19 protein-coding genes are annotated in these 18685 nt (G+C 44.2%); 3 read left to right on the top strand and 16 right to left on the bottom strand.

The annotated features are described in order from the left end of the window. Positions 1 to 20: 20 nt before the first annotated feature. The 4 genes from lrgB to lytS form a co-directional block, all read right to left on the bottom strand. Positions 21 to 716 (bottom strand): antiholin-like protein LrgB, encoded by a 696-nt coding sequence (gene lrgB, locus ACQVGT_RS06550; protein WP_003229482.1) that lies wholly within the window; start codon positions 714 to 716, stop codon positions 21 to 23. A 21-nt stretch (positions 717 to 737) separates the two neighbouring features. Continuing rightward, positions 738 to 1178, bottom strand: a complete 441-nt coding sequence (gene lrgA, locus ACQVGT_RS06545) for an antiholin-like murein hydrolase modulator LrgA (RefSeq protein ID WP_014477620.1) — start codon at positions 1176 to 1178, stop codon at positions 738 to 740. Positions 1179 to 1311: 133 nt separating this feature from the next. Further along, positions 1312 to 2037: a two-component system response regulator LytT gene (gene lytT / locus ACQVGT_RS06540; RefSeq protein WP_015251493.1), complete on the bottom strand. Its 726-nt coding sequence runs from the start codon at positions 2035 to 2037 to the stop codon at positions 1312 to 1314. Further along, complete coding sequence (gene lytS, locus ACQVGT_RS06535) at positions 2015 to 3796, bottom strand: two-component system sensor histidine kinase LytS (protein WP_015384334.1); 1782 nt, start codon at positions 3794 to 3796, stop codon at positions 2015 to 2017. Before lytS ends, lytT begins: the two co-directional genes overlap by 23 nt. Before the next feature lie 166 nt (positions 3797 to 3962). Here lytS and ACQVGT_RS06530 point away from each other — a divergent pair, with 166 nt between their 5' ends. Then, on the top strand, positions 3963 to 4745 hold the full coding sequence (locus tag ACQVGT_RS06530) for an HAD family hydrolase (protein WP_015251491.1): 783 nt from the start codon (positions 3963 to 3965) through the stop codon (positions 4743 to 4745). Positions 4746 to 4783: 38 nt separating this feature from the next. Here ACQVGT_RS06530 and thrS read toward each other — a convergent pair whose 3' ends face one another. From thrS to ACQVGT_RS06485, 9 genes are all read right to left on the bottom strand, one after another. Further along, positions 4784 to 6715, bottom strand: coding sequence for a threonine--tRNA ligase (thrS, locus tag ACQVGT_RS06525; protein WP_014480529.1), 1932 nt, complete (start codon positions 6713 to 6715; stop codon positions 4784 to 4786). A gap of 395 nt (positions 6716 to 7110) precedes the next feature. After that, positions 7111 to 7956 carry a putative sporulation protein YtxC gene (gene ytxC / locus ACQVGT_RS06520; RefSeq protein ID WP_015384337.1) on the bottom strand — a complete coding sequence of 282 codons (846 nt, stop codon included), beginning with the start codon at positions 7954 to 7956 and terminating at the stop codon, positions 7111 to 7113. A gap of 78 nt (positions 7957 to 8034) precedes the next feature. Beyond that, positions 8035 to 8676 carry a TVP38/TMEM64 family protein gene (locus ACQVGT_RS06515; protein ID WP_015384338.1) on the bottom strand — a complete coding sequence of 214 codons (642 nt, stop codon included), beginning with the start codon at positions 8674 to 8676 and terminating at the stop codon, positions 8035 to 8037. A gap of 33 nt (positions 8677 to 8709) precedes the next feature. Beyond that, the gene (dnaI, locus tag ACQVGT_RS06510; RefSeq protein ID WP_014480531.1) at positions 8710 to 9645 is read right to left on the bottom strand and encodes a primosomal protein DnaI; all 936 of its coding nucleotides are present in this window, start codon (positions 9643 to 9645) and stop codon (positions 8710 to 8712) included. Between the two features lie 27 nt (positions 9646 to 9672). Continuing rightward, positions 9673 to 11091: a replicative helicase loading/DNA remodeling protein DnaB gene (gene dnaB, locus ACQVGT_RS06505; protein ID WP_015384339.1), complete on the bottom strand. Its 1419-nt coding sequence runs from the start codon at positions 11089 to 11091 to the stop codon at positions 9673 to 9675. A gap of 114 nt (positions 11092 to 11205) precedes the next feature. Then, positions 11206 to 11664 carry a transcriptional regulator NrdR gene (nrdR, locus tag ACQVGT_RS06500; RefSeq protein ID WP_003223586.1) on the bottom strand — a complete coding sequence of 153 codons (459 nt, stop codon included), beginning with the start codon at positions 11662 to 11664 and terminating at the stop codon, positions 11206 to 11208. A gap of 273 nt (positions 11665 to 11937) precedes the next feature. Next, a complete protein-coding gene (speD, locus tag ACQVGT_RS06495) occupies positions 11938 to 12318 on the bottom strand; it encodes an adenosylmethionine decarboxylase (RefSeq protein ID WP_003223584.1) in 381 nt (126 codons plus the stop codon). A 238-nt stretch (positions 12319 to 12556) separates the two neighbouring features. Then, a complete protein-coding gene (locus ACQVGT_RS06490; RefSeq protein ID WP_003229459.1) occupies positions 12557 to 13579 on the bottom strand; it encodes a glyceraldehyde-3-phosphate dehydrogenase in 1023 nt (340 codons plus the stop codon). A gap of 205 nt (positions 13580 to 13784) precedes the next feature. Beyond that, a complete protein-coding gene (locus tag ACQVGT_RS06485) occupies positions 13785 to 14165 on the bottom strand; it encodes a winged helix-turn-helix transcriptional regulator (protein WP_003229458.1) in 381 nt (126 codons plus the stop codon). A 183-nt stretch (positions 14166 to 14348) separates the two neighbouring features. Here ACQVGT_RS06485 and ACQVGT_RS06480 point away from each other — a divergent pair, with 183 nt between their 5' ends. Together ACQVGT_RS06480 and ytbE are read left to right on the top strand one after the other, a co-directional pair. Further along, positions 14349 to 15539: an MFS transporter gene (locus ACQVGT_RS06480; RefSeq protein WP_015483547.1), complete on the top strand. Its 1191-nt coding sequence runs from the start codon at positions 14349 to 14351 to the stop codon at positions 15537 to 15539. Positions 15540 to 15562: 23 nt separating this feature from the next. Beyond that, positions 15563 to 16405, top strand: coding sequence for an aldo/keto reductase YtbE (gene ytbE, locus ACQVGT_RS06475; RefSeq protein ID WP_015483548.1), 843 nt, complete (start codon positions 15563 to 15565; stop codon positions 16403 to 16405). 40 nt (positions 16406 to 16445) lie between these two features. Here the strand turns inward: ytbE and coaE are convergent, their stop codons facing one another. From coaE to mutM, 3 genes are all read right to left on the bottom strand, one after another. Beyond that, on the bottom strand, positions 16446 to 17039 hold the full coding sequence (gene coaE, locus ACQVGT_RS06470) for a dephospho-CoA kinase (protein WP_015483549.1): 594 nt from the start codon (positions 17037 to 17039) through the stop codon (positions 16446 to 16448). 15 nt (positions 17040 to 17054) lie between these two features. Beyond that, on the bottom strand, positions 17055 to 17687 hold the full coding sequence (gene ytaF / locus ACQVGT_RS06465; protein ID WP_003229449.1) for a sporulation membrane protein YtaF: 633 nt from the start codon (positions 17685 to 17687) through the stop codon (positions 17055 to 17057). A gap of 166 nt (positions 17688 to 17853) precedes the next feature. Next, positions 17854 to 18684 (bottom strand): DNA-formamidopyrimidine glycosylase, encoded by an 831-nt coding sequence (gene mutM / locus ACQVGT_RS06460; RefSeq protein WP_015483550.1) that lies wholly within the window; start codon positions 18682 to 18684, stop codon positions 17854 to 17856. Between the last annotated feature and the right edge of the window lies 1 nt (position 18685).

The following is an 18685-nucleotide window of genomic DNA, read 5'->3' as shown; positions in this document are numbered from 1 at the left end:
CCATGGCATTCAGCCTTGGCTTATCCTCCGATCAGCTGCACGAACACTGGGATGACCAGAACCGTTACCACTCCTACTACGACAACAGCAATGCTTGCCATAGCAGCTTCAACTTCTCCCATCTCAATCCCGACCGCTACACCAAGTGCATGTCCGGATGTTCCAAGAGCCAATCCTTTAGAAATCGGATTTTTCACTTTAAACACCTTCAAGAACAATGCTCCGAGCGCATATACGATGACAGCGTTAAAGATGACCGCAAAGGCTGTGATGTCGCTGATGCCCCCGATGCCTTTTGATAAAGGAAGCGCAATTGCCGTTGTAGCCGCCTGCGGAAGCATGCTTTTCATTACGGCCGAATCGAGATGAATGCCTTTAGCGAGCAAATAAACAATCGTGACAGAGCAGATAGAGCCGGCAATAATGGAGGCCATGATTTGCCACCAGTATTTTTTAAGCTTATCTCTTTGTTTGTACAAAGGAATTGCAAATGCGATCGTTGCCGGTTCAAGGAAAAACTTAATGATCTCTCCCCCGTTATTATAATCCGCGTAGGAAAAACCGCCGATTTTTAAAAATGCGATCCCCAGCACCATGGCAACAAACAAAGGAGTGAAAAGGAAGAAGCCTTTCGTTTTCTTAAATAAAAAGGTGCCGATGCCGAATGCAGCAAGTGATACGACAATCCCAAAATAAGGACTCATTGTGCTTTCCATGTGAAGAACCTCCTGTTTCCCTTAATGGTGAACGAGTTCGTTATTGTTCTGCGGGCTTTGCACTGTTTTTGTTTTCATGTCCGCTGCGGTTTTGCGTTTTCCGCTCAGCGAAAGAATCAGCTGAGAAAACAATCCCGTAGCCCCCAGCAAAATAATCGTTGCGAGCAGAATGACAAGAACAATTTGCAGGCCGTATTGCTGCATCACACCAAGCGAATTCATAACAGATATACCTGACGGAACAAATAAAAATCCGATCAGAGAGGTTAAAGACGTTCCGAGCGTTTCCACTTGTTCCAGTTTAATGACTTTCAAACATAATAGGAGAAATAATAAGACCAACCCTACAACCGATGCCGGGATAGGTATTGGGACAATAGCGGCAATCATATTCGAAACCAGCATAATGACGGCAAAAATAAATGCTTGTGTTAAAAACCCGTACACTTTTTTAGCACTCATTTTCTTCACCTCTTTCTCTTTGGTACCCTCATTATAAATAAGAATTCCCTGTTATAAAGCGCTTACAAGATAACTTGCCGAATAGCGGGTCTGAGTTGCAGAATCAAATGGCTGAAATGCAAAAAGCCGCCCATCAAATATGGAGCAGCTTTTTCAATTCCTTCGCATATGTCCGGCTGACCGGTATTTTCGATCCGTCTTTCATGATCAGATTATACGTTGAATTAAACCATGGCTGAATTTCTTTAATATATTCGGTATTCACGACAAAGCTCCGATGGACGCGGATAAAATCAGAATCCGGCAGCTTTTTCTCAATCACAACGAGTGTATCGCTGACCGTATAAGAATGATCGAAGGTTTTTACATTGACATGACCATCTTCTGTTCCGGCATAGATAATGTCCTTCGTATCCACAATCACAATCGATTCCCCCACAGATAGCGCGAGCTTGTGCTGGCCAGCATGGCTGTTTTGCTCTGTTTCTACAATATCCCGATTGACTTTTTTATATTTTTTCAGCGTTTGCTGAATTCTTTCTTCATCGAAAGGCTTGGTTAAATAATCAAGAGCGTCCACCTCAAACGCTTTGAGCGCATACTGGTCATACGCTGTCGCAAACACAACAGCAGGAGGATGCTTCATTTTTTTCAATCGCTTTGCGATATCAAAACCGTTTTCTCCGGATAAATCAACATCTAAAAACAGCAAATCAGGTTTTTGATCCATCATTTGGTCAAAAGCGGATTCGATATTTTCCGCTTCATTGATTTCCATTTCCTCATTGGTCCGCTTAAGCAAGTAAGCCAGTTCATCTCTTGCCAGCATCTCATCATCAACTATTAACACCCTGAGCATGTTCTTCTCCCTCTTTCATCTGTTGCATTGGCACTTGAAAGGAAACCTCTGTCCCTTTATGAACCTCACTGCTGATATGCAGTGCAGCCTGCTGTCCGAATAAACCGATCAGCCGCTGATTTAGGTTATAAAGCGCTGTACCGGTTCCCTCCTTAGACGGAAACGGTTTCTTTCCCAGTTCCGACAAGACGTCCGGCGGAATTCCGCGTCCGTTATCCGCCACCTTCATATAGACGGATGCATCATCAGATAAGACACAGACTGTAACCTTGCATATGTCTTGTTTTTTCGGAAACGCGTGCCGAAGCGCGTTCTCGACAAGCACCTGCAAAACAAACGGAGGGATATCAATCTGCTCCAGTCTGCTGTCGATATTAAGCTCAATTTTATATTTCCCGGGAAAACGCGCCTGTTCTAATGACAAATAGGCGTTAAGATGGTTCAGCTCCTTTGAGAGCGGAATCAGCAGCTGTCTCGCTCCTTGAAGGTTTGAACGAAAATAAACACTGAGCTGCAATAGGAGCTTACGGGTTTTTTCAACATCTGTACGGCATAGCGCAGAAATCGTGTTGATCGCATTAAATAAAAAATGCGGATTCACCTGTGCTTGAAGCGCTTTAATTTCAGCATCCTTGAGAAGTTTGCTTTGCAGCTCTGCTTCCCCAAGCTCAAGCTGTGTTGAAAACAGCATGGCCAGCCCCTCGGCAAGTTCCTCCTCTACCTGACTCAGGCCTGCCGGGCTTTTAAAGTACATTTTTAAGGTGCCGATTGTATTGCCGTTCGATGTCAGCGGCAGGACAATTGCAGCGTGCAAAGGGCATTCAGCATGCGTGCATTCAATCTCTTCCTGCGAAATCGCCTTCATAATATGCCCTGTTTTAATCACCTTTTTGGACAGGCCGGTGATCAAGCTTTTCGATGGGATGTGGTGATCCATTCCCGCACCGACATGCGCAAGGATCTTTTCTTTGTCAGTGAGAGACACCGCATCTGTTCCTGTCAGCTTATGGATAATAGCCGCTACACTTTTACAGGAGTTTTCATTTAATCCTTGGCGAAAAAATGGAAGTGTCTGATCAGCAATCGTCAGCACTCGATGCGTTTCGAGAGCCCTTGCCTGTTCTTCCTTGCGAATGATCGCTTGAATAATAGACAGAAAAATAAAACTGCCTGTTCCATTGATGAGTATCATCGGAATTCCGATCATGCTGACAAGCTCCCAAGCGTCACTGAACGGCTTTGCCATCAGCAAAATAATGATCATTTGCAGTGACTCCATGCCGATTCCCACAAGAGCGGCGATGCGCGGTGTCGGCATTCGATATCGCTTCGTAAAATACCTGCCGATCAAGCCTGCAAGAACACCCGCTAAAATAGATGATACGGCACAGCTTAAGGCCGTGCTGCCACCGAGTGAAAAACGATGCAGGCCCGCCAGTATGCCGATCCCAGCCCCTACAAACGGACCTCCGAGAAGGCCCCCGATTTCCACGCCCAAAATACGGGTATTCGCGATAGAGCCCGATGGATCTATCGTAAACACCCAGTCATTGTTTACAATCATATTTCTTTGAATTTCGATGCCTGTATAATTGCTGATGATGCTGAAAAGAGAAAAAATAGAAATTAAAATCGCTTTTCCTTTATAGCCGTCCTGATTCTGAAGAGCTTGTCTGAAAAGTTTCGTATGGGCGAGAATGAACCCTAATATAACAATAATCCCCACTCTCTCCAGCATCATAATCATTAAATGAATCATTCATGTCACCTGTTCTTTCCGTTTTCATTCTAGCATGTTTTCGTTTTACGGCTGACTGTTTTTTTAAAATCGTCTGAAAACATATTTCACAAGGCTTTTATCTATTGTAAAATAAAACATGAGCCTTTTGGCAGAAAGATTTGAATCTGAAGCAGAGGAGAAGATCATGAAAGCCGTATTTTTTGATTTAGATGATACACTACTTTGGGACGAGAAAAGCGTCAGAACAACATTTGCAGAAACTTGCTTACAGGCGGAGAAAAAATATGGCCTTGCCCCTGAGGAATTCGAAGCAGCTGTTCGCGAAGCTGCGAGAGAATTGTACATGTCATATGAGACGTATCCATATACAGTGATGATCGGCATTAACCCGTTTGAAGGATTGTGGTCCAATTTCTCAGAGCCAATCAGTGAAGGCTTTCAAAAGCTGAACAAGATTGTGCCGGAGTACAGAAGAAATGCATGGACAAACGGACTGAAAGCGCTTGGGATCGATGATCCTGCATATGGCGAATACTTGGGAGAGTTTTTTGCGGCAGAGCGTAGAAAACGCCCGTTTGTATATGATGAAACTTTTGCTGTACTCGATCAATTAAAAGGCAAGTATGAATTATTGCTTTTGACAAATGGCGATCCGAGTCTGCAAAAGGAGAAGCTTGCCGGCGTACCTGAGCTCGCTCCTTACTTCAATGAAATCGTCATCTCGGGCGCATTCGGCAAGGGCAAGCCGGATGTTTCAATTTTTGAACACTGCCTTAAGCTGATGAATATTGAAAAAGACGATGCCATCATGGTCGGCGATAATTTGAATACTGATATTTTAGGCGCTTCAAGAGCCGGAATCAAAACCGTTTGGATCAACCGGACGGATAAGAAAAACGAAACTGACGTAACGCCTGATTACATCATCAGCAGCCTTCATGATTTGTTTCCTATATTAGAGAAATAAAAAAGCATGATCTCTTCAATGAGATCATGCTTTTTATTTTATTTTTTCGCTTCAGCTACTGCCTTTTTCACAAACTCATCAAGTGAAATGGTTTCAGAGTTCTGTTCTCCGTATTTACGCACGTTTACCGCTCCGTTTTCTGCTTCTTGGTCACCGACCACCAGCATGTACGGGATTTTTTGCATTTGCGCTTCACGGATTTTGTAGCCGATTTTTTCATCGCGGCTGTCGACTTCAACACGCAGGCCTTCACGCTGCAGGCGTTCCTGCACTTTTTTCGCGTAGTCTAAATGCACAGCCGGAGAAACCGGGATGACTTGGAACTGAACCGGCGCAAGCCATGTCGGCAGCGCGCCTTTGTGTTCTTCGATTAAGAAGGCAACAAAGCGTTCCATTGTTGAAACGACACCTCTGTGAATGACAACCGGACGGTGCTGCTTGCCGTCCTCACCGATGTATGTCAGGTCGAAACGTTCCGGCAATAAGAAATCAAGCTGAACCGTAGACAGTGTTTCTTCTTTTCCGATCGCAGTTTTCACCTGAACATCAAGTTTAGGGCCGTAGAATGCCGCTTCACCTTCTGCTTCGTAATAGTCGTGGCCGATTTCGTCCATTGCCTCTTTCAGCATGGATTGCGCTTTGTTCCACATTTCATCGTCATCAAAATATTTCTCTGTATCTTCCGGATCGCGGTAAGACAGACGGAATGTGTAATCACTTAAACCGAAGTCTTCATATACATCCTGGATTAAACGGACTGTACGGATAAACTCATCCTTAATTTGATCCGGGCGCACAAAGATGTGTGCATCATTTAACGTCATTCCGCGTACCCGTTGAAGTCCTGACAGCGCACCTGACATTTCATAGCGGTGCATCGTTCCAAGCTCCGCAATACGAATCGGAAGCTCGCGATAACTGTGAATGTCTTGTTTGTAAATCATCATATGGTGCGGACAGTTCATCGGACGCAATACAAGTGTTTCATTGTCCATTTCCATCGGAGGGAACATGCCTTCCTGATAATGGTCCCAATGCCCTGATGTTTCATACAGCTCTTTGCTGCCAAGCACAGGTGTGTATACGTGCTCATAGCCGAGGCTGATTTCTTTATCGACAATGTAACGCTCGATGACGCGGCGGATTGTCGCGCCTTTTGGCAGCCAAAGCGGCAGGCCTTGTCCGACTTTTTGAGAGTTCGCGAACAGCTTTAATTCTTTGCCGAGCTTTCTGTGGTCGCGTTCTTTCGCTTCTTCTAGCATACGAAGATGCTCTTCAAGATCAGCTTTTTTGAAGAAAGCTGTACCATATACGCGCTGAAGCATTTGGTTTTTGCTGTCGCCGCGCCAGTATGCGCCAGCAAGGCTTAACAGCTTAAATTCTTTGATTTTTCCGGTTGAAGGAACATGGACGCCACGGCACAGGTCAAAGAATTCGCCTTGCTCATAGATCGAAACGGTTTCTCCTTCAGGAATCGCATCCAATAGTTCAAGCTTCAGGTCGTCGCCGATTTCCGCAAAACGGGCTTTCGCTTCTTCACGGCTGACTTCTTTTCGAACGATCGGAAGGTTCGCATTAACGATTTTTTTCATTTCTTTCTCGATTTTCGGCAGATCCTCCGGTGTAATCGCTTCGTCCATTTCTACATCGTAGTAAAACCCGTTTTCGATAACCGGACCGACGCCGAATTTAACATCCTTGTAGATGCGTTTAATCGCTTGAGCCAGCAAGTGAGCCGTACTGTGGCGCATAATTTGAAGACCTTCTTCTGAGCCTTCTGTAATGATTTCCACTGTACCGTCTTCATTGATCGGCGTTCTCAAATCGATTTCTTTTCCGTTCAGTTTTCCGGCTAATGATTTTTTCTTTAATCCCGGACTGATGGATGCCGCGATATCTTCTGTTGTTGTTCCTTTCGCAAACTCCTTGACTGCTCCATCAGGAAATGTGATTTTTACCATATCTGACATCTTTGTCACTCCTTTTTTTGCATATAAAAACCCCGCCCCCTATGAAAGGGACGAGGTTGAATAAACGGAATCGTGGTTCCACCCTTTTTTCCGCAAAGCCAATACACGGCACCTGCGGCTCTAAGCTCTGTAACGGGAGTTCCCGTCAGCCATTACTGTTCCTTTTCAAGAGGTTCACAGCTGAAGTTCAAAGGCGGTAAAGCGAATGGTCCTTAGCTGGGAAGCTTGCAGCCAGGGCTTCCCTCTCTTTGAGCCGGTATCATTCCTTCGTGTCCTTATCAATACGTGTGTCTTTCTTAATCTCCTATGTATTATAAATTGTTCAATCCAAAAAATCAACACGATCGCGTTTCCTTTTTTAAACCGACAGCCTTATATAAACAGGCTGCCGGCCCTCATCCTTCCGAGTGCTTCACCGGTATTTCTGCATCTGAAAAAGCGTGCAGCGGGAGCATTTCCACTCTCTCTTGAAATACGTTTTGAATGGTCCTTGCCATCATGTGCTCGGGCTGGTCGGTATAAAGCACGACTTCATCAGGCGCAATAGAAATCAGCGGCGCGAGCAAATGAGAATCAATATACATAGGATGATCCCGGACAAATCTCCTGTCTATGTATTTCATTTTTTCCCGTTCCGGCACATAGCGCAGCTCCCATAATGTAAAGGAACCATCATGGACAATATGCACTTTTTTGATTCGCGGCTGTTTGGCGTTTACATAGTCTCTGAGTGTTTGAATAAAGTTTTGATATTCCTGTTCCATCTTATATTCATCAATCGCTGCTTCTGTAATATCTCTCAGCTGCTTATAGTATGATCCAAGTCGGAAGGTCTGAAAGGAGCGAATGTAAAATACTCCTTCCTCTAAACAGATCGTTTGGAGTTCATCCAAAATTGATTGTTTCCGTGAAAGCTTCAGCGGCTCAAACGGAAGATCGTCTGCTTCACCTTCAATAATACTGTGTGCGAGCTGAAGGATTTGCTGCTGTTCATCCTGGTCCGTGAAACAATACGTTTCCTCAATCAATGACAGCATATGCTCGTCTTCTTTGCATTCCAAAAAAAATTTGACCAGAATCGGCTCCATAAAACGCTGAATAGGAAAAGCCGGATTCGCTTTTTCAATCCCGATTTTTCGTATGCCTTCACGGACAATGATATTGTTCCGATCGTCCGAATGCTGAATGAGATGTAAAAAAGCGGCTGCATCATGGTCATCTTCAAAGATTATTTCAAGCATGTTTGTCCCCCCTTACGGCATCTGTTAAAAGTATATGGGGGATGTTTTTAAAATAGACGTAAAGGTCATTGGCAAATCTTAATTTGATTCCTGAAACAAGTTTTGCATTTTCTTTCTGAAGATAAATGGCAGCGAGATAAACACGATATATAGAGCGAGGACAAGAAAGAAAGCTGGCAGATTGCCAGTCAAAAAGCTTGCTCCCAGAACATTCAGCGCAATGGTCCCAGGGATGATTCCTACAGCCGTCGCCGCAAAATACGGCAGCGCTTTGACATTGGAAAGGCCTGCCGCATAGCTGACGAAATCAAAATTGATCGGCAGGATTCTCAAAAGAAAGATATAGAAAAATCCGTTATCCTCCATTTGCTTCTGTATGGCTTCAAGCCTTTCGTAATGCCCGTTCTTTTTCGCCGCAAACAAACCTGCCGCAAAAAACGAAACAGCTGAGGCGCACATCGAACCGAATAACGTATAAAACGTGCCGAGAAGCGGGCCAAACGCAAGTCCGCCAGCTATTGATATAACAGACACCGGAAATAAAACAAGTGGCCTGACGATGGATATCCCGATAAACATCAGAGGTGCAAAGACTCCGAACGACAATACCCATACCCTGATCTCTTTCGGCGATACATTCAAATATATTTTATTTCCCCAAAAGATTAAACCTGCACCTGCCAGCACTGCCAGCCATTTAAAAGCGGTTTTTCGATTCATACCCTCAGTTCCTTCCCCTTTGAACCGCAGCAGTTACGGATGGCGGCGGTTTTCTCCGTCAAGGCGGATCGGAGCAGCCAAATATAATATCCGCTCCATTAATCTTGCCGCTTTTACTTCTTCCTTTTCCCCCCTTTGCGAATACGTAAAATGATGCTTCAGCTCGTCAGGTGAGAAATTAGAAGAAAAGAAAGTAGGCAGCTGCTGGGACATTCTGTGCTGAAGCACCGTTCCGATGACTTCATCCCTTACCCAGCTTGTCATTGATTCTGCTCCGATGTCATCAAGCATCAATACGGGTGTGGTCTTTACCATATTGAGCTTCTCTTCCAATGTCTGGTCTTGCAGCGAATTCTTAAGCTCTCTCACAAATTCAGGCACATAGACAATCATGGAGGAATACTCTTTTTCCGCCAGCTCATTGGCAATCGCAGCGAGCATAAACGTTTTTCCTACCCCGAATTTCCCGTATAAATATAATCCTTTCCCTTTTCCCGTCTCATTATAGCTTTTCAGGAAGTCTGTAACATGCTGAAACATCGCGAGCCTGCTCGGGTCACTGATATCAACTTGCTGGAACGTCGCTCCGAGAAGATCCTGCTGGATATACATGCTTTTCATAAGAGACTTTTGTTTCTTCTGCTGGTCGAGCTTCCGTTTGACTGGACATTCATAATACTCGATATCTATAGACCGCCCATTGACAACAAGCTTCGGATGGTAGCCCTCCAACAAATTGTTGCAGTTTTCATCTTCCGAACAATAGGAGCAATTCTTGCTTTGTTCGATATATTCATAAAGCTTATTTAAACTCTTTTCGATCATTTTTTGGTCAATCACTTCTTCGTTTTCCTTTAAAAATGCTTGAACATCTTGATCTTTCATGACTTTTTCCTTCATTTGTTCAAGACGTTTTTGGAAATCCGGCCTGCCGGTTACGCCCTGCAGGGAACGGCCGATTGGTTCCATCTATTCCTTCACCCCGCATCTCTGTCTTTAATAGGCAGAGTATTTTTTCAGTTTTTGCATTTCTTCCATCATCTTTTTCTTCTGTTCTTCCAAATCCTGCGGATGCAGCTTCTGCTGTCCGGATTCTGAATCAGACGCTGTTTCCTTTTCTGTCATCCAATCAGGAAGCTTTTCTTCACGAATCACTTTTTGGTTTCGTTTCGAAGACTTTGTTTTTCCTTCAGCCCATTCAAGATACTGGCGGTTTTCTTCTATTGCGAGCTTCATCGCTTCCCTGACCGTTTTTACCTTTTTGCGTGCCCAATGCGAAGCGATTTTTTGAATATAGTTTTTCGACAGCTTCATGTCGGTTTTCAGCATGACATAATAAATTAACACATTTGTGACGCCTGGCTCGAGCTTCTGTTCGAACATAATTTCTTCTATGATCTTCAGATCAGCTTTTGACGGCTCTGTTCCGTCAGCAATGTCCTGCAGAAGCTTCTTCGGAGAAATCGCCTCCAGCAATGCGATCAGCTTCCCATCTAGAGAATCCTCTTCTGCCGGTTTTTCGCCTTCACGCAGATGCACCGGCTGTGTTTTTTCCACCAAATCAGGCAGCTGTCCGTTTCTTTCAATTTGATACCAGTCGCTCGCCGCTTTTCTTAATGCCTCCGTCGTAATGACGTCACGCTCATCAATTGCGCTCATCACAACATTTTGCATTTGCAAAGGGTCAATTCCGTACAGATAAGAAAGCTTTTTGATTGTGTCACGCACCTGCTGGGTCATCGCTTTTCTCGGTATCATCGTCTCAGAAAGTCCCGCTAAAAACAAATCAAAATCAAACACATCCTCCGTTATGGTGTAGGACGGAGACTGTCCGACAGAAGTATACTCGGACCCCTCGGCAAGCCTTACCGTTTCCTCCATATCGGATGTGAGCTTCCATTCACTCGGCTGCAGCGATTCAAACGCGTGATTAAACGGCCGCGTAATGTCCTTCGCATCTTCTGTAATGGCCGGGTGCGTAAAAAATTGTTTTAATTGCTGATATTTCGTTTTTCCGACTCTATTATACAGAAAAACATTCAGCATTCCGTCTTCAAAAAATTCATTTGGTCTGAGCGGCGGAAGGAGTTCATATATAAAGAGGCGCTCCTGCCGCTCGGATTCTTTCATATATACTTTCAGCAATCCGATGCCCTCGAGCTTCCCCTGTTCCTGATGGATCGTTTTTAAGTTGGACTGTGTCATCCCCATCAGCTGTCTATGTGTGGACTCTCCGCCCCACAGACGGTTTTGTTCAAGCTCTCCCCACAATGTCATATAAAGAGAGAATGCAACAGGGCCGATTAAGGGCTGGTACAGTTGTGTAATAATTTGTCTGTCGATATCCTGCAGCATCGATCTGCTTTTAACCACATACGGGTCTACAGGCAGTACATCTTTCCAATAGTCAGCCATACATTCTCAAACCTTCCGAATTTGTTTCTACCTTTCATTTTACACCGTTTCTTATATCTATCAAATGCCAATTTTGCACATGAGAAAAGAGCTAGAAGAATCCTCTTAGCTCTTTTAACGCTCTTTCTTTATTAAGTCTTTTAATTCATCGATAAAGACGTTTATATCTTTAAACTGCCGATAGACGGACGCGAACCGCACATATGCGACTTCGTCAATCTTAGCCAGCCGGTCCATGACCATTTCTCCGACGAGCTCACTCTTCACCTCGGAGCAGCCTTGATTGCGAAGCTCTTTTTCAATATCAAAGCACATGTCTTCAAGCGTTTTGAGTGAAACAGGCCTTTTTTCACATGCTTTTATGAGACCGCGCAGCATTTTTTCTCTGCTGAATTCCTCACGCACACCTTCTTTTTTCACGACGATGAGCGGGGTTTCCTCCACTTTCTCAAAGGTCGTAAACCGGTAGTGGCAGGATTCGCACTCGCGTCTTCGGCGAATCGACTTTCCGTCATCCACAGGCCGTGAATCAAGGACTCGTGTTCCGTTATGCTGGCATGAAGGACATTTCAATAAAATCAGCTCCCAACTATATCGTTCCCTGCAATGTATTTTCGGCAGCCTCCGCCTTTTAAAAATAGATGTGACAGCATCTGTCGGGAGAGCCGGTGTTAAATTTGTTTCTTTAGCATTAGGTGGTTTGTGAAAATCTCCTTCTTATTTTACAAAAAAAATGAAAAAAGAAAAAGCTGACACTCTCGTTTCTTTATAAAAATAAAAGGAGCATAAGCTAAAAAGCGCATAATGGCTTTCTAGCTTCAGCTCCCTTTGTGTTCGCAATTTACTTTATAGTACTTTCGCTTGCGCCTGTTTAATCTGCACAGGCCCCATTCCTCTTGGTATTTCAATGTTTTCTCTTGTATCAGCATGTAATGCCTCTGCAATGTAATCAGCAGCGACATTAGGATCTAAGTCTCCACAAGTATAAACATCAATGCTCGCATATCCGTGCTCAGGAAAACTGTGAATCGTTAAGTGTGATTCAGAAATAATCACAACTCCGCTTACGCCTTGCGGTGCAAATTTGTGAAATGCAACCTCGCGCACCTCAGCACCTGATTTTAGAGCAGCATTTACAAACGTTTTTTCAATAAAATCCATGTCATTCAGCTTATCAAAATCGCATCCCCATAGCTCGGAGATAACGTGACGCCCCATTGTTTCCATAGTCATGGACCCCCCTTAACAAGAATTAAAAAGTGAAATTCCAACAACTGGGTCGGCCATTTACCACGGGGGAAAGTTAGTCCGGAGAGGTCCTAACCCTTTAAGTAATTCCGAAACAGTCTCAAGCAAGAAGTTCACGAAAAATAGTATACTGTGTTTAAGTCTAATTTGCAAGGTGCGTTTTTTCAGAAATATGTTGTTAAGGGTTTTTTCTTTAAAATGTGTCCATGACCTTATTTTATACAGCAGACGGATGTTTCATTCGTGCCGCTACATGGCGGATCAGATCAACAACTCTGCAGGAGTAGCCCCATTCGTTGTCATACCACGCCAGCACCTTTACTTTCCTGTCTTCCATTACCATTGTTGTAAGCCCGTCAATGACCGCTGAATGCGGATTCGTATTATAATCAGTCGAAACGAGCGGTTCATCTGAGTAATCAAGTACACCGTACATCGACGTTTTGGCAGCGCGTTTAAATGCCTCGTTTACTTCTTCAGCCGTAACATCCGTTTTCAGATCAACAACGAGATCAACCAATGAGACGTTCGGAACAGGGACACGCAAGGCGAGGCCGTGAAGTTTTCCTTTCAGATGCGGCAGCACAAGCGAAAGCGCCTTTGCCGCTCCTGTTGTCGTCGGAATGATGGATTCACCGCAAGCCCGCGCCCGGCGCAAATCTTTGTGCGGGTTATCAATATTTTTTTGGTCATTCGTATACGCATGAACTGTAGTCATCAGACCGCTCTCAATGCCAAACTCTTCATCCAGCACTTTTACAACAGGCGCAAGGCAATTTGTCGTGCATGACGCATTTGAAATAATGACATGGCGCTCTGCGTCGAATTGGTCCTCATTTACGCCCATCACAATGGTAACGTCTTCATTTTTTCCCGGAGCGGTCAAAATCACTTTTTTTGCGCCTGCTTCTATATGGCCCATCGCTTTATCTTTAGCATTAAACTTCCCTGTTGCTTCGACGACTATGTCAATATCATATTCCCGCCAAGGCAGCTGTTTTGGATCACGGCTGTTTAACAAAAGCACTTTCTTTCCATTTACGATCAGGCTGTCTTCACCAGCCACAACCTCTTTATCGTATCTGCCGTGAATTGTGTCATACTTTATTAAATGAGCCAGCGTTTCTGCGGAATAGCTGGCGTTAATGGCCACTACTTGAATTTGATCGTCTAACATCGCTTTTCTAAAAACCATTCTTCCGATTCTTCCAAACCCGTTGATCGCTACTTTTACCTTCATGTTGGACACCCCTTATCAATTATGCCATCCTAATTTGTTACTATCTAAAATTAGTATAACACATTAAAACAAATTCGCCAGTACATATTGATAAAAATCAACGATTATAACGCTAATTTATGATGCATCTTATGTTTTCTTGCACAGAATATCAGGCGTAAGAACCAAAAAGCAGCCAGCGCTCCGCACTGACTGCCCTCATGCTTTATGATTCCTGTTTTAACTTATCATTGAGCACACTTTCTTCTAGCACAGAAAATGTATCCCCGTACACTCTGTTAATATGATTCGCTCCCCAAGCACACAGCATATCTAAAATTCCTTCTAAGCTGCGGCCGTATTCGCTGAGCTCGTATTCCACTTTGGGAGGAACTTGATTATATACGATTCGGTTAATGACACCGTCCGCTTCCAGCTCGCGCAGCTGCTGAGTCAGCATTTTTTGCGTGATATTGGGCATTAGGCGTTTTAATTCACTTGTGCGTTTTTTTCCGTGCGTTAGATGGCATAAAATGACGCATTTCCATTTCCCTCCAATCACTTCAAGGGTCGCTTCAACAGAAATGTTATATTTTTTCTTCTCCATACAATCCATTCTCCTCACAGGCACCAAAAAGTGACTATAGCACTTAAAAGTACGTACTTTTATTTCTTAACGATATGTTTCATAATCACATTTGCCGGCTGATTTGAATCTGCTCTTTTTTATTTATATAGCTTACTCGGCAGAATTTCAATCATACAACACATCTTACAAAGGAGGAACATCATGACTTCAGCCAATAAAAGCAGTATTCCTGCACTACTAGCTTTGGCCGTAAGTGCATTCGCAATAGGGACAACTGAATTTATCAGTGTCGGCCTTTTGCCGCTCATTGCTGATGACCTGGATATTCCAGTCACGACAGCAGGATTGACCGTTTCCCTTTATGCGCTCGGCGTTACATTTGGGGCACCTATATTAACTTCATTGACCTCAAGCATGTCACGTAAGACACTATTGCTTTGGATCATGTTTATTTTTATTGCCGGTAATACGATGGCAGCAACCGCTTCAAGCATCGGGATTTTACTAGCTGCACGTGTAATATCGGCATTTTCGCACGGTGTGTTTATGTCGATCGGTTCGACAATCGCAGCGGATATTGTCCCGGAAGATAAAAGGGCTAGCGCGATTTCAATTATGTTTACTGGCCTCACTGTGGCAACTGTAACCGGAGTTCCTTTTGGGACATTTATCGGCCAGCAGTTTGGCTGGCGTTTCGCCTTTATGGTCATTATCGCCGTCGGAATCATTGCTTTCATTACAAATGGCATTCTTGTACCGTCCAAATTACGAAAAGGGACGAAAACAACGATGCGGGATCAATTGAAGCTTGTGACAAACAGCCGGTTATTGCTTTTATTTGTCATTACAGCGCTTGGATACGGAGGAACATTCGTTGTGTTCACGTATCTGTCTCCCCTGCTTCAGGAAGTAACAGGCTTCAAAGCCGGGACTGTTGCAGTGATTCTGCTCGGATACGGAATAGCTATTGCTATCGGCAATATGATTGGCGGAAAGCTGTCAAACCGAAATCCGATCGCCGCTTTATTCTATATGTTTATCGTACAGGCAATTGTTCTATTCGTACTGACATTTACAGCCCCGTATCAAGCAGCTGGGCTCATTACCATTCTCTGTATGGGATTGCTGGCCTTTATGAACGTGCCCGGCCTTCAGGTGTATGTCGTCATGCTGGCTGAGCGTTTTGTCCCGAGTGCAGTTGACGTCGCATCCGCGATGAATATCGCTGCTTTTAATGCAGGGATCGCGCTTGGGTCATACCTTGGCGGTGTGATCACCGATTCAATCGGATTGATTCATACCGCTTGGATAGGCGGATTAATGGTGGTCGGTGCAGTCATTTTAACAGGCTGGAGCCGCTTGATGGAAAAACGAGATCGGCAGGAAGCCTGACAATTTTAAAGGAGGAAATGATCATGACAACACATTTACAAGCAAAAGCAACACTTCATAATGGGGTGGAAATGCCTTGGTTCGGCCTCGGCGTGTTCCAAGTGGAAGAAGGATCTGAACTGATAAACGCAGTTAAAACTGCCATTGTTCACGGGTACCGCAGTATTGATACTGCAGCAATCTATGGAAATGAAGCTGGAGTCGGAGAAGGGATTCGGGAAGGCATTGAAGAAGCAGGCATTTCAAGAGATGATCTGTTTATCACATCGAAAGTATGGAATGCGGATTTAGGCTACGAGGAAACACTCGCCGCGTTTGAAACAAGCCTGTCCAAACTCGGTCTGGATTATTTGGATCTATACCTCATCCACTGGCCTGTAGAAGGAAAGTATAAAGAAGCTTGGAGAGCGCTTGAAACGCTGTATAAAGAAGGCCGTATCAAAGCGATTGGCGTAAGCAACTTCCAAATTCACCATCTTGAAGATCTGATGACGGCAGCTGAAATTAAGCCTATGATTAACCAAGTGGAATTTCACCCGCGCCTTACACAAAAAGAGTTGATAAGATACTGCCAAAATCAGGGCATCCAGATGGAGGCTTGGTCACCTTTAATGCAGGGGCAGCTGCTGGATCATCCTGTATTGGCTGACATCGCTCAAACATATAATAAATCTGTCGCACAAATTATTTTGCGCTGGGATCTGCAGCATGGCATCATTACGATTCCTAAATCAACGAAGGAACACCGCATTAAAGAAAATGCAAGCGTATTTGACTTTGAATTAACGCAGGATGACATGAACCGAATCGATGCACTGAATGAAAACTTGCGCGTCGGTCCTGATCCGGACAACTTTGATTTTTAATGGCAAAAAAACACCGTTCAATATGAACGGTGTTTTTTGATTATGCCCAGCTGTTCATGATTTCATCAAGCTGCCTTTTGGTCTCTTCAAGCGTGCCGCTGTTATCAATGACTTGATCTGCTCTTGCAGTTTTTTCCTCTAAGGGCATTTGAGAGCGGATACGGCTGACTGCTTCTTCTTCCGTCAGCTGATTGCGCTTCATCAGACGTTCCAGTTGAAGCTCTTTTGTCACACTGACCACAATAATTTTATCAACCAATGATTCCAATTTGCTTTCGAACAATAGCGGGATATCCAATACAACAAATGTCTCCCGATTTGCAACGGCTTCATCACGGCGATTGAGCATTTCCTGCCTGACTGCGGGATGAACAATTGCATTTAAAGCGAGACGCTTTTGTTCATTTGTAAATACCAGTGCCCCAAGCTTTTTCCGATCTATATCGCCATTTGGGAGCAGAATGTCTTCACCGAATTCGTCAATGATTTGCCGGTAGGCCGGCATCCCTTTTTCTACCGCTTGTTTTGCAATGATATCTGCATCTATAACTGTTATTCCTTTTTCAATCAGCATATTGGCTACCGTGCTTTTGCCGCTAGCTATTCCTCCCGTTAAACCAATGACTAAGGTCAAGAGATCCACTCCTTTTTACAATTTCCAGAGCCCAATCGTGATTAATAGAAGCCCCGGCAAAAACGCCATTTTATCGATCCATTTCCACTTAGACAGAAAATGGCCGGCATTGATTCCAATTGATACAAACAGCGAGCTCATGATTGCCACGGCAATGCTCATCACAATCGGTGAAAAACCGAGAATGGCTGCGCCTATACCTGCTCCAAAGGCATCAATCGATAAGGCAAATCCCAATAAGACCGCCTCAATTCCATTGATCACACCCGATTTGTCGATATCCGCACTCATGGGTTTTCTCAAAATATGAATCACAATCCCTAATGACCGAACCTCTAAATTAAGCAGTGTTTTTTCATGCAAGAGGTATTCTTTATCTTTTGCCGGTTTGAAAAATTGATACAGAACCCACGCACCGATTCCAACCAATATCAAACCGCCAAGCTTCTCCGTCACATATACAGGAAAAAACTTCGTGAGAAAACTTCCGATCAGCATGGATATAAACATGACAGCACCGGAACAGCAGGCGATAACCAAAATCGCTTTAAACGGTATTTTCATTTTTCTCAATCCGTACGTAAATCCGACTGAAAAACTGTCCAAGCTGACAGCCAACGCCAGCAGCAGTATAGAAACCATTTGCATATCCGTTTCTTCCTTTCTGTTGGTGCTCTTGTATCAGATGTGAAATGCCCGGGATTCATCACAATCATATATATGGGAAAGTGAAAAATCCGTGTTTCGAAAATGGCATCCTCCATTACAGAGTTACTGATATATGCACCGACAGCTTGGACGATGAAGCATTATGCTACTTTTTTTTCTGGCACTTTGCGCAAAAGTGCGTGCCTCTTCCTCCAACGACAATTTTCGAAATCATCGTGCCGCAATTTTTGCATGGCTCGTCTTTTTTTCCGTACACAAAATGCTGCAGCTGGAACATTCCGATTTCCCCTTGGGAGTTGATATATGAACGGACTGTGCTTCCGCCCGCATCAATCGCCTCCTGCAGAGTGTTTTTGATTTCAGCGTGAAGGGTTTTGATTATTTTATCTGATAATTGATTTGCTTTTGTCTCGGGATGGACACCCGCTCTGAAAAGAGCCTCATCCACATAAATGTTCCCTAGTCCAACTACCGTTTTTTGATCCAGTAGGGCAGTTTTGACAGCGCGGTTTGTTTTCGCAAGCCGTTCTTTTAAATACGCACTCGTAAATTCTTCTGCATCCGGCTCCGGACCTAACTGAGAAAGCGGGAGCTCGCCCGCTTCTTCTCCCGGTTTAAATAAGTGCATGGTTCCAAATTTCCGCACATCCCTGTACCGAAGCTGGGTTCCATCCGTCATCGTGAATATGACATGCACGTGTTTATCGTCAGGCTCCTCGGCTTGATGAAGACCGTATTTTCCTTCCATTCGAAGGTGAGAAACCATAACATAATGATCTAAATGAAACAGTAAAAACTTTCCCCGTCTTCCGATGGACTGTATCGTTTCTCCTGCTAGTTTTCGCGCAAATTCCTCCGGTTCGGCAGGCCGTTTGATGATATTCGGCCATCTGATCTCTACCGATTTGATTGTTTTTCCCTTTACAAGCCCGGTCAGAGTGCGCCGGACTGTCTCAACCTCTGGTAATTCCGGCACA

Source organism: Bacillus sp. SCT118, from assembly GCF_058566435.1.
The sequence above is the reverse complement of the archived record's forward strand: the minus strand, read 5'-3'. Positions and strand labels throughout refer to the sequence as shown.

Excerpts from the sequence above, each read along its gene's own strand:
- lrgB (WP_003229482.1), bottom strand. The coding sequence starts at position 716 with ATGGAAAGCACAATGAGTCCTTATTTTGGGATTGTCGTATCACTTGCT.
- lrgA (WP_014477620.1), bottom strand. The coding sequence starts at position 1,178 with ATGAGTGCTAAAAAAGTGTACGGGTTTTTAACACAAGCATTTATTTTT.
- ytbE (WP_015483548.1), top strand. The coding sequence starts at position 15,563 with ATGACAACACATTTACAAGCAAAAGCAACACTTCATAATGGGGTGGAA.
- dnaB (WP_015384339.1), bottom strand. The coding sequence starts at position 11,091 with ATGGCTGACTATTGGAAAGATGTACTGCCTGTAGACCCGTATGTGGTT.
- ACQVGT_RS06530 (WP_015251491.1), top strand. The coding sequence starts at position 3,963 with ATGAAAGCCGTATTTTTTGATTTAGATGATACACTACTTTGGGACGAG.
- dnaI (WP_014480531.1), bottom strand. The coding sequence starts at position 9,645 with ATGGAACCAATCGGCCGTTCCCTGCAGGGCGTAACCGGCAGGCCGGAT.
- thrS (WP_014480529.1), bottom strand. The coding sequence starts at position 6,715 with ATGTCAGATATGGTAAAAATCACATTTCCTGATGGAGCAGTCAAGGAG.
- ytaF (WP_003229449.1), bottom strand. The coding sequence starts at position 17,687 with ATGCAAATGGTTTCTATACTGCTGCTGGCGTTGGCTGTCAGCTTGGAC.
- ACQVGT_RS06480 (WP_015483547.1), top strand. The coding sequence starts at position 14,349 with ATGACTTCAGCCAATAAAAGCAGTATTCCTGCACTACTAGCTTTGGCC.
- ytxC (WP_015384337.1), bottom strand. The coding sequence starts at position 7,956 with ATGCTTGAAATAATCTTTGAAGATGACCATGATGCAGCCGCTTTTTTA.
- ACQVGT_RS06515 (WP_015384338.1), bottom strand. The coding sequence starts at position 8,676 with ATGAATCGAAAAACCGCTTTTAAATGGCTGGCAGTGCTGGCAGGTGCA.
- speD (WP_003223584.1), bottom strand. The coding sequence starts at position 12,318 with ATGGAAACAATGGGGCGTCACGTTATCTCCGAGCTATGGGGATGCGAT.
- lytS (WP_015384334.1), bottom strand. The coding sequence starts at position 3,796 with ATGATTCATTTAATGATTATGATGCTGGAGAGAGTGGGGATTATTGTT.
- lytT (WP_015251493.1), bottom strand. The coding sequence starts at position 2,037 with ATGCTCAGGGTGTTAATAGTTGATGATGAGATGCTGGCAAGAGATGAA.
- ACQVGT_RS06490 (WP_003229459.1), bottom strand. The coding sequence starts at position 13,579 with ATGAAGGTAAAAGTAGCGATCAACGGGTTTGGAAGAATCGGAAGAATG.
- ACQVGT_RS06485 (WP_003229458.1), bottom strand. The coding sequence starts at position 14,165 with ATGGAGAAGAAAAAATATAACATTTCTGTTGAAGCGACCCTTGAAGTG.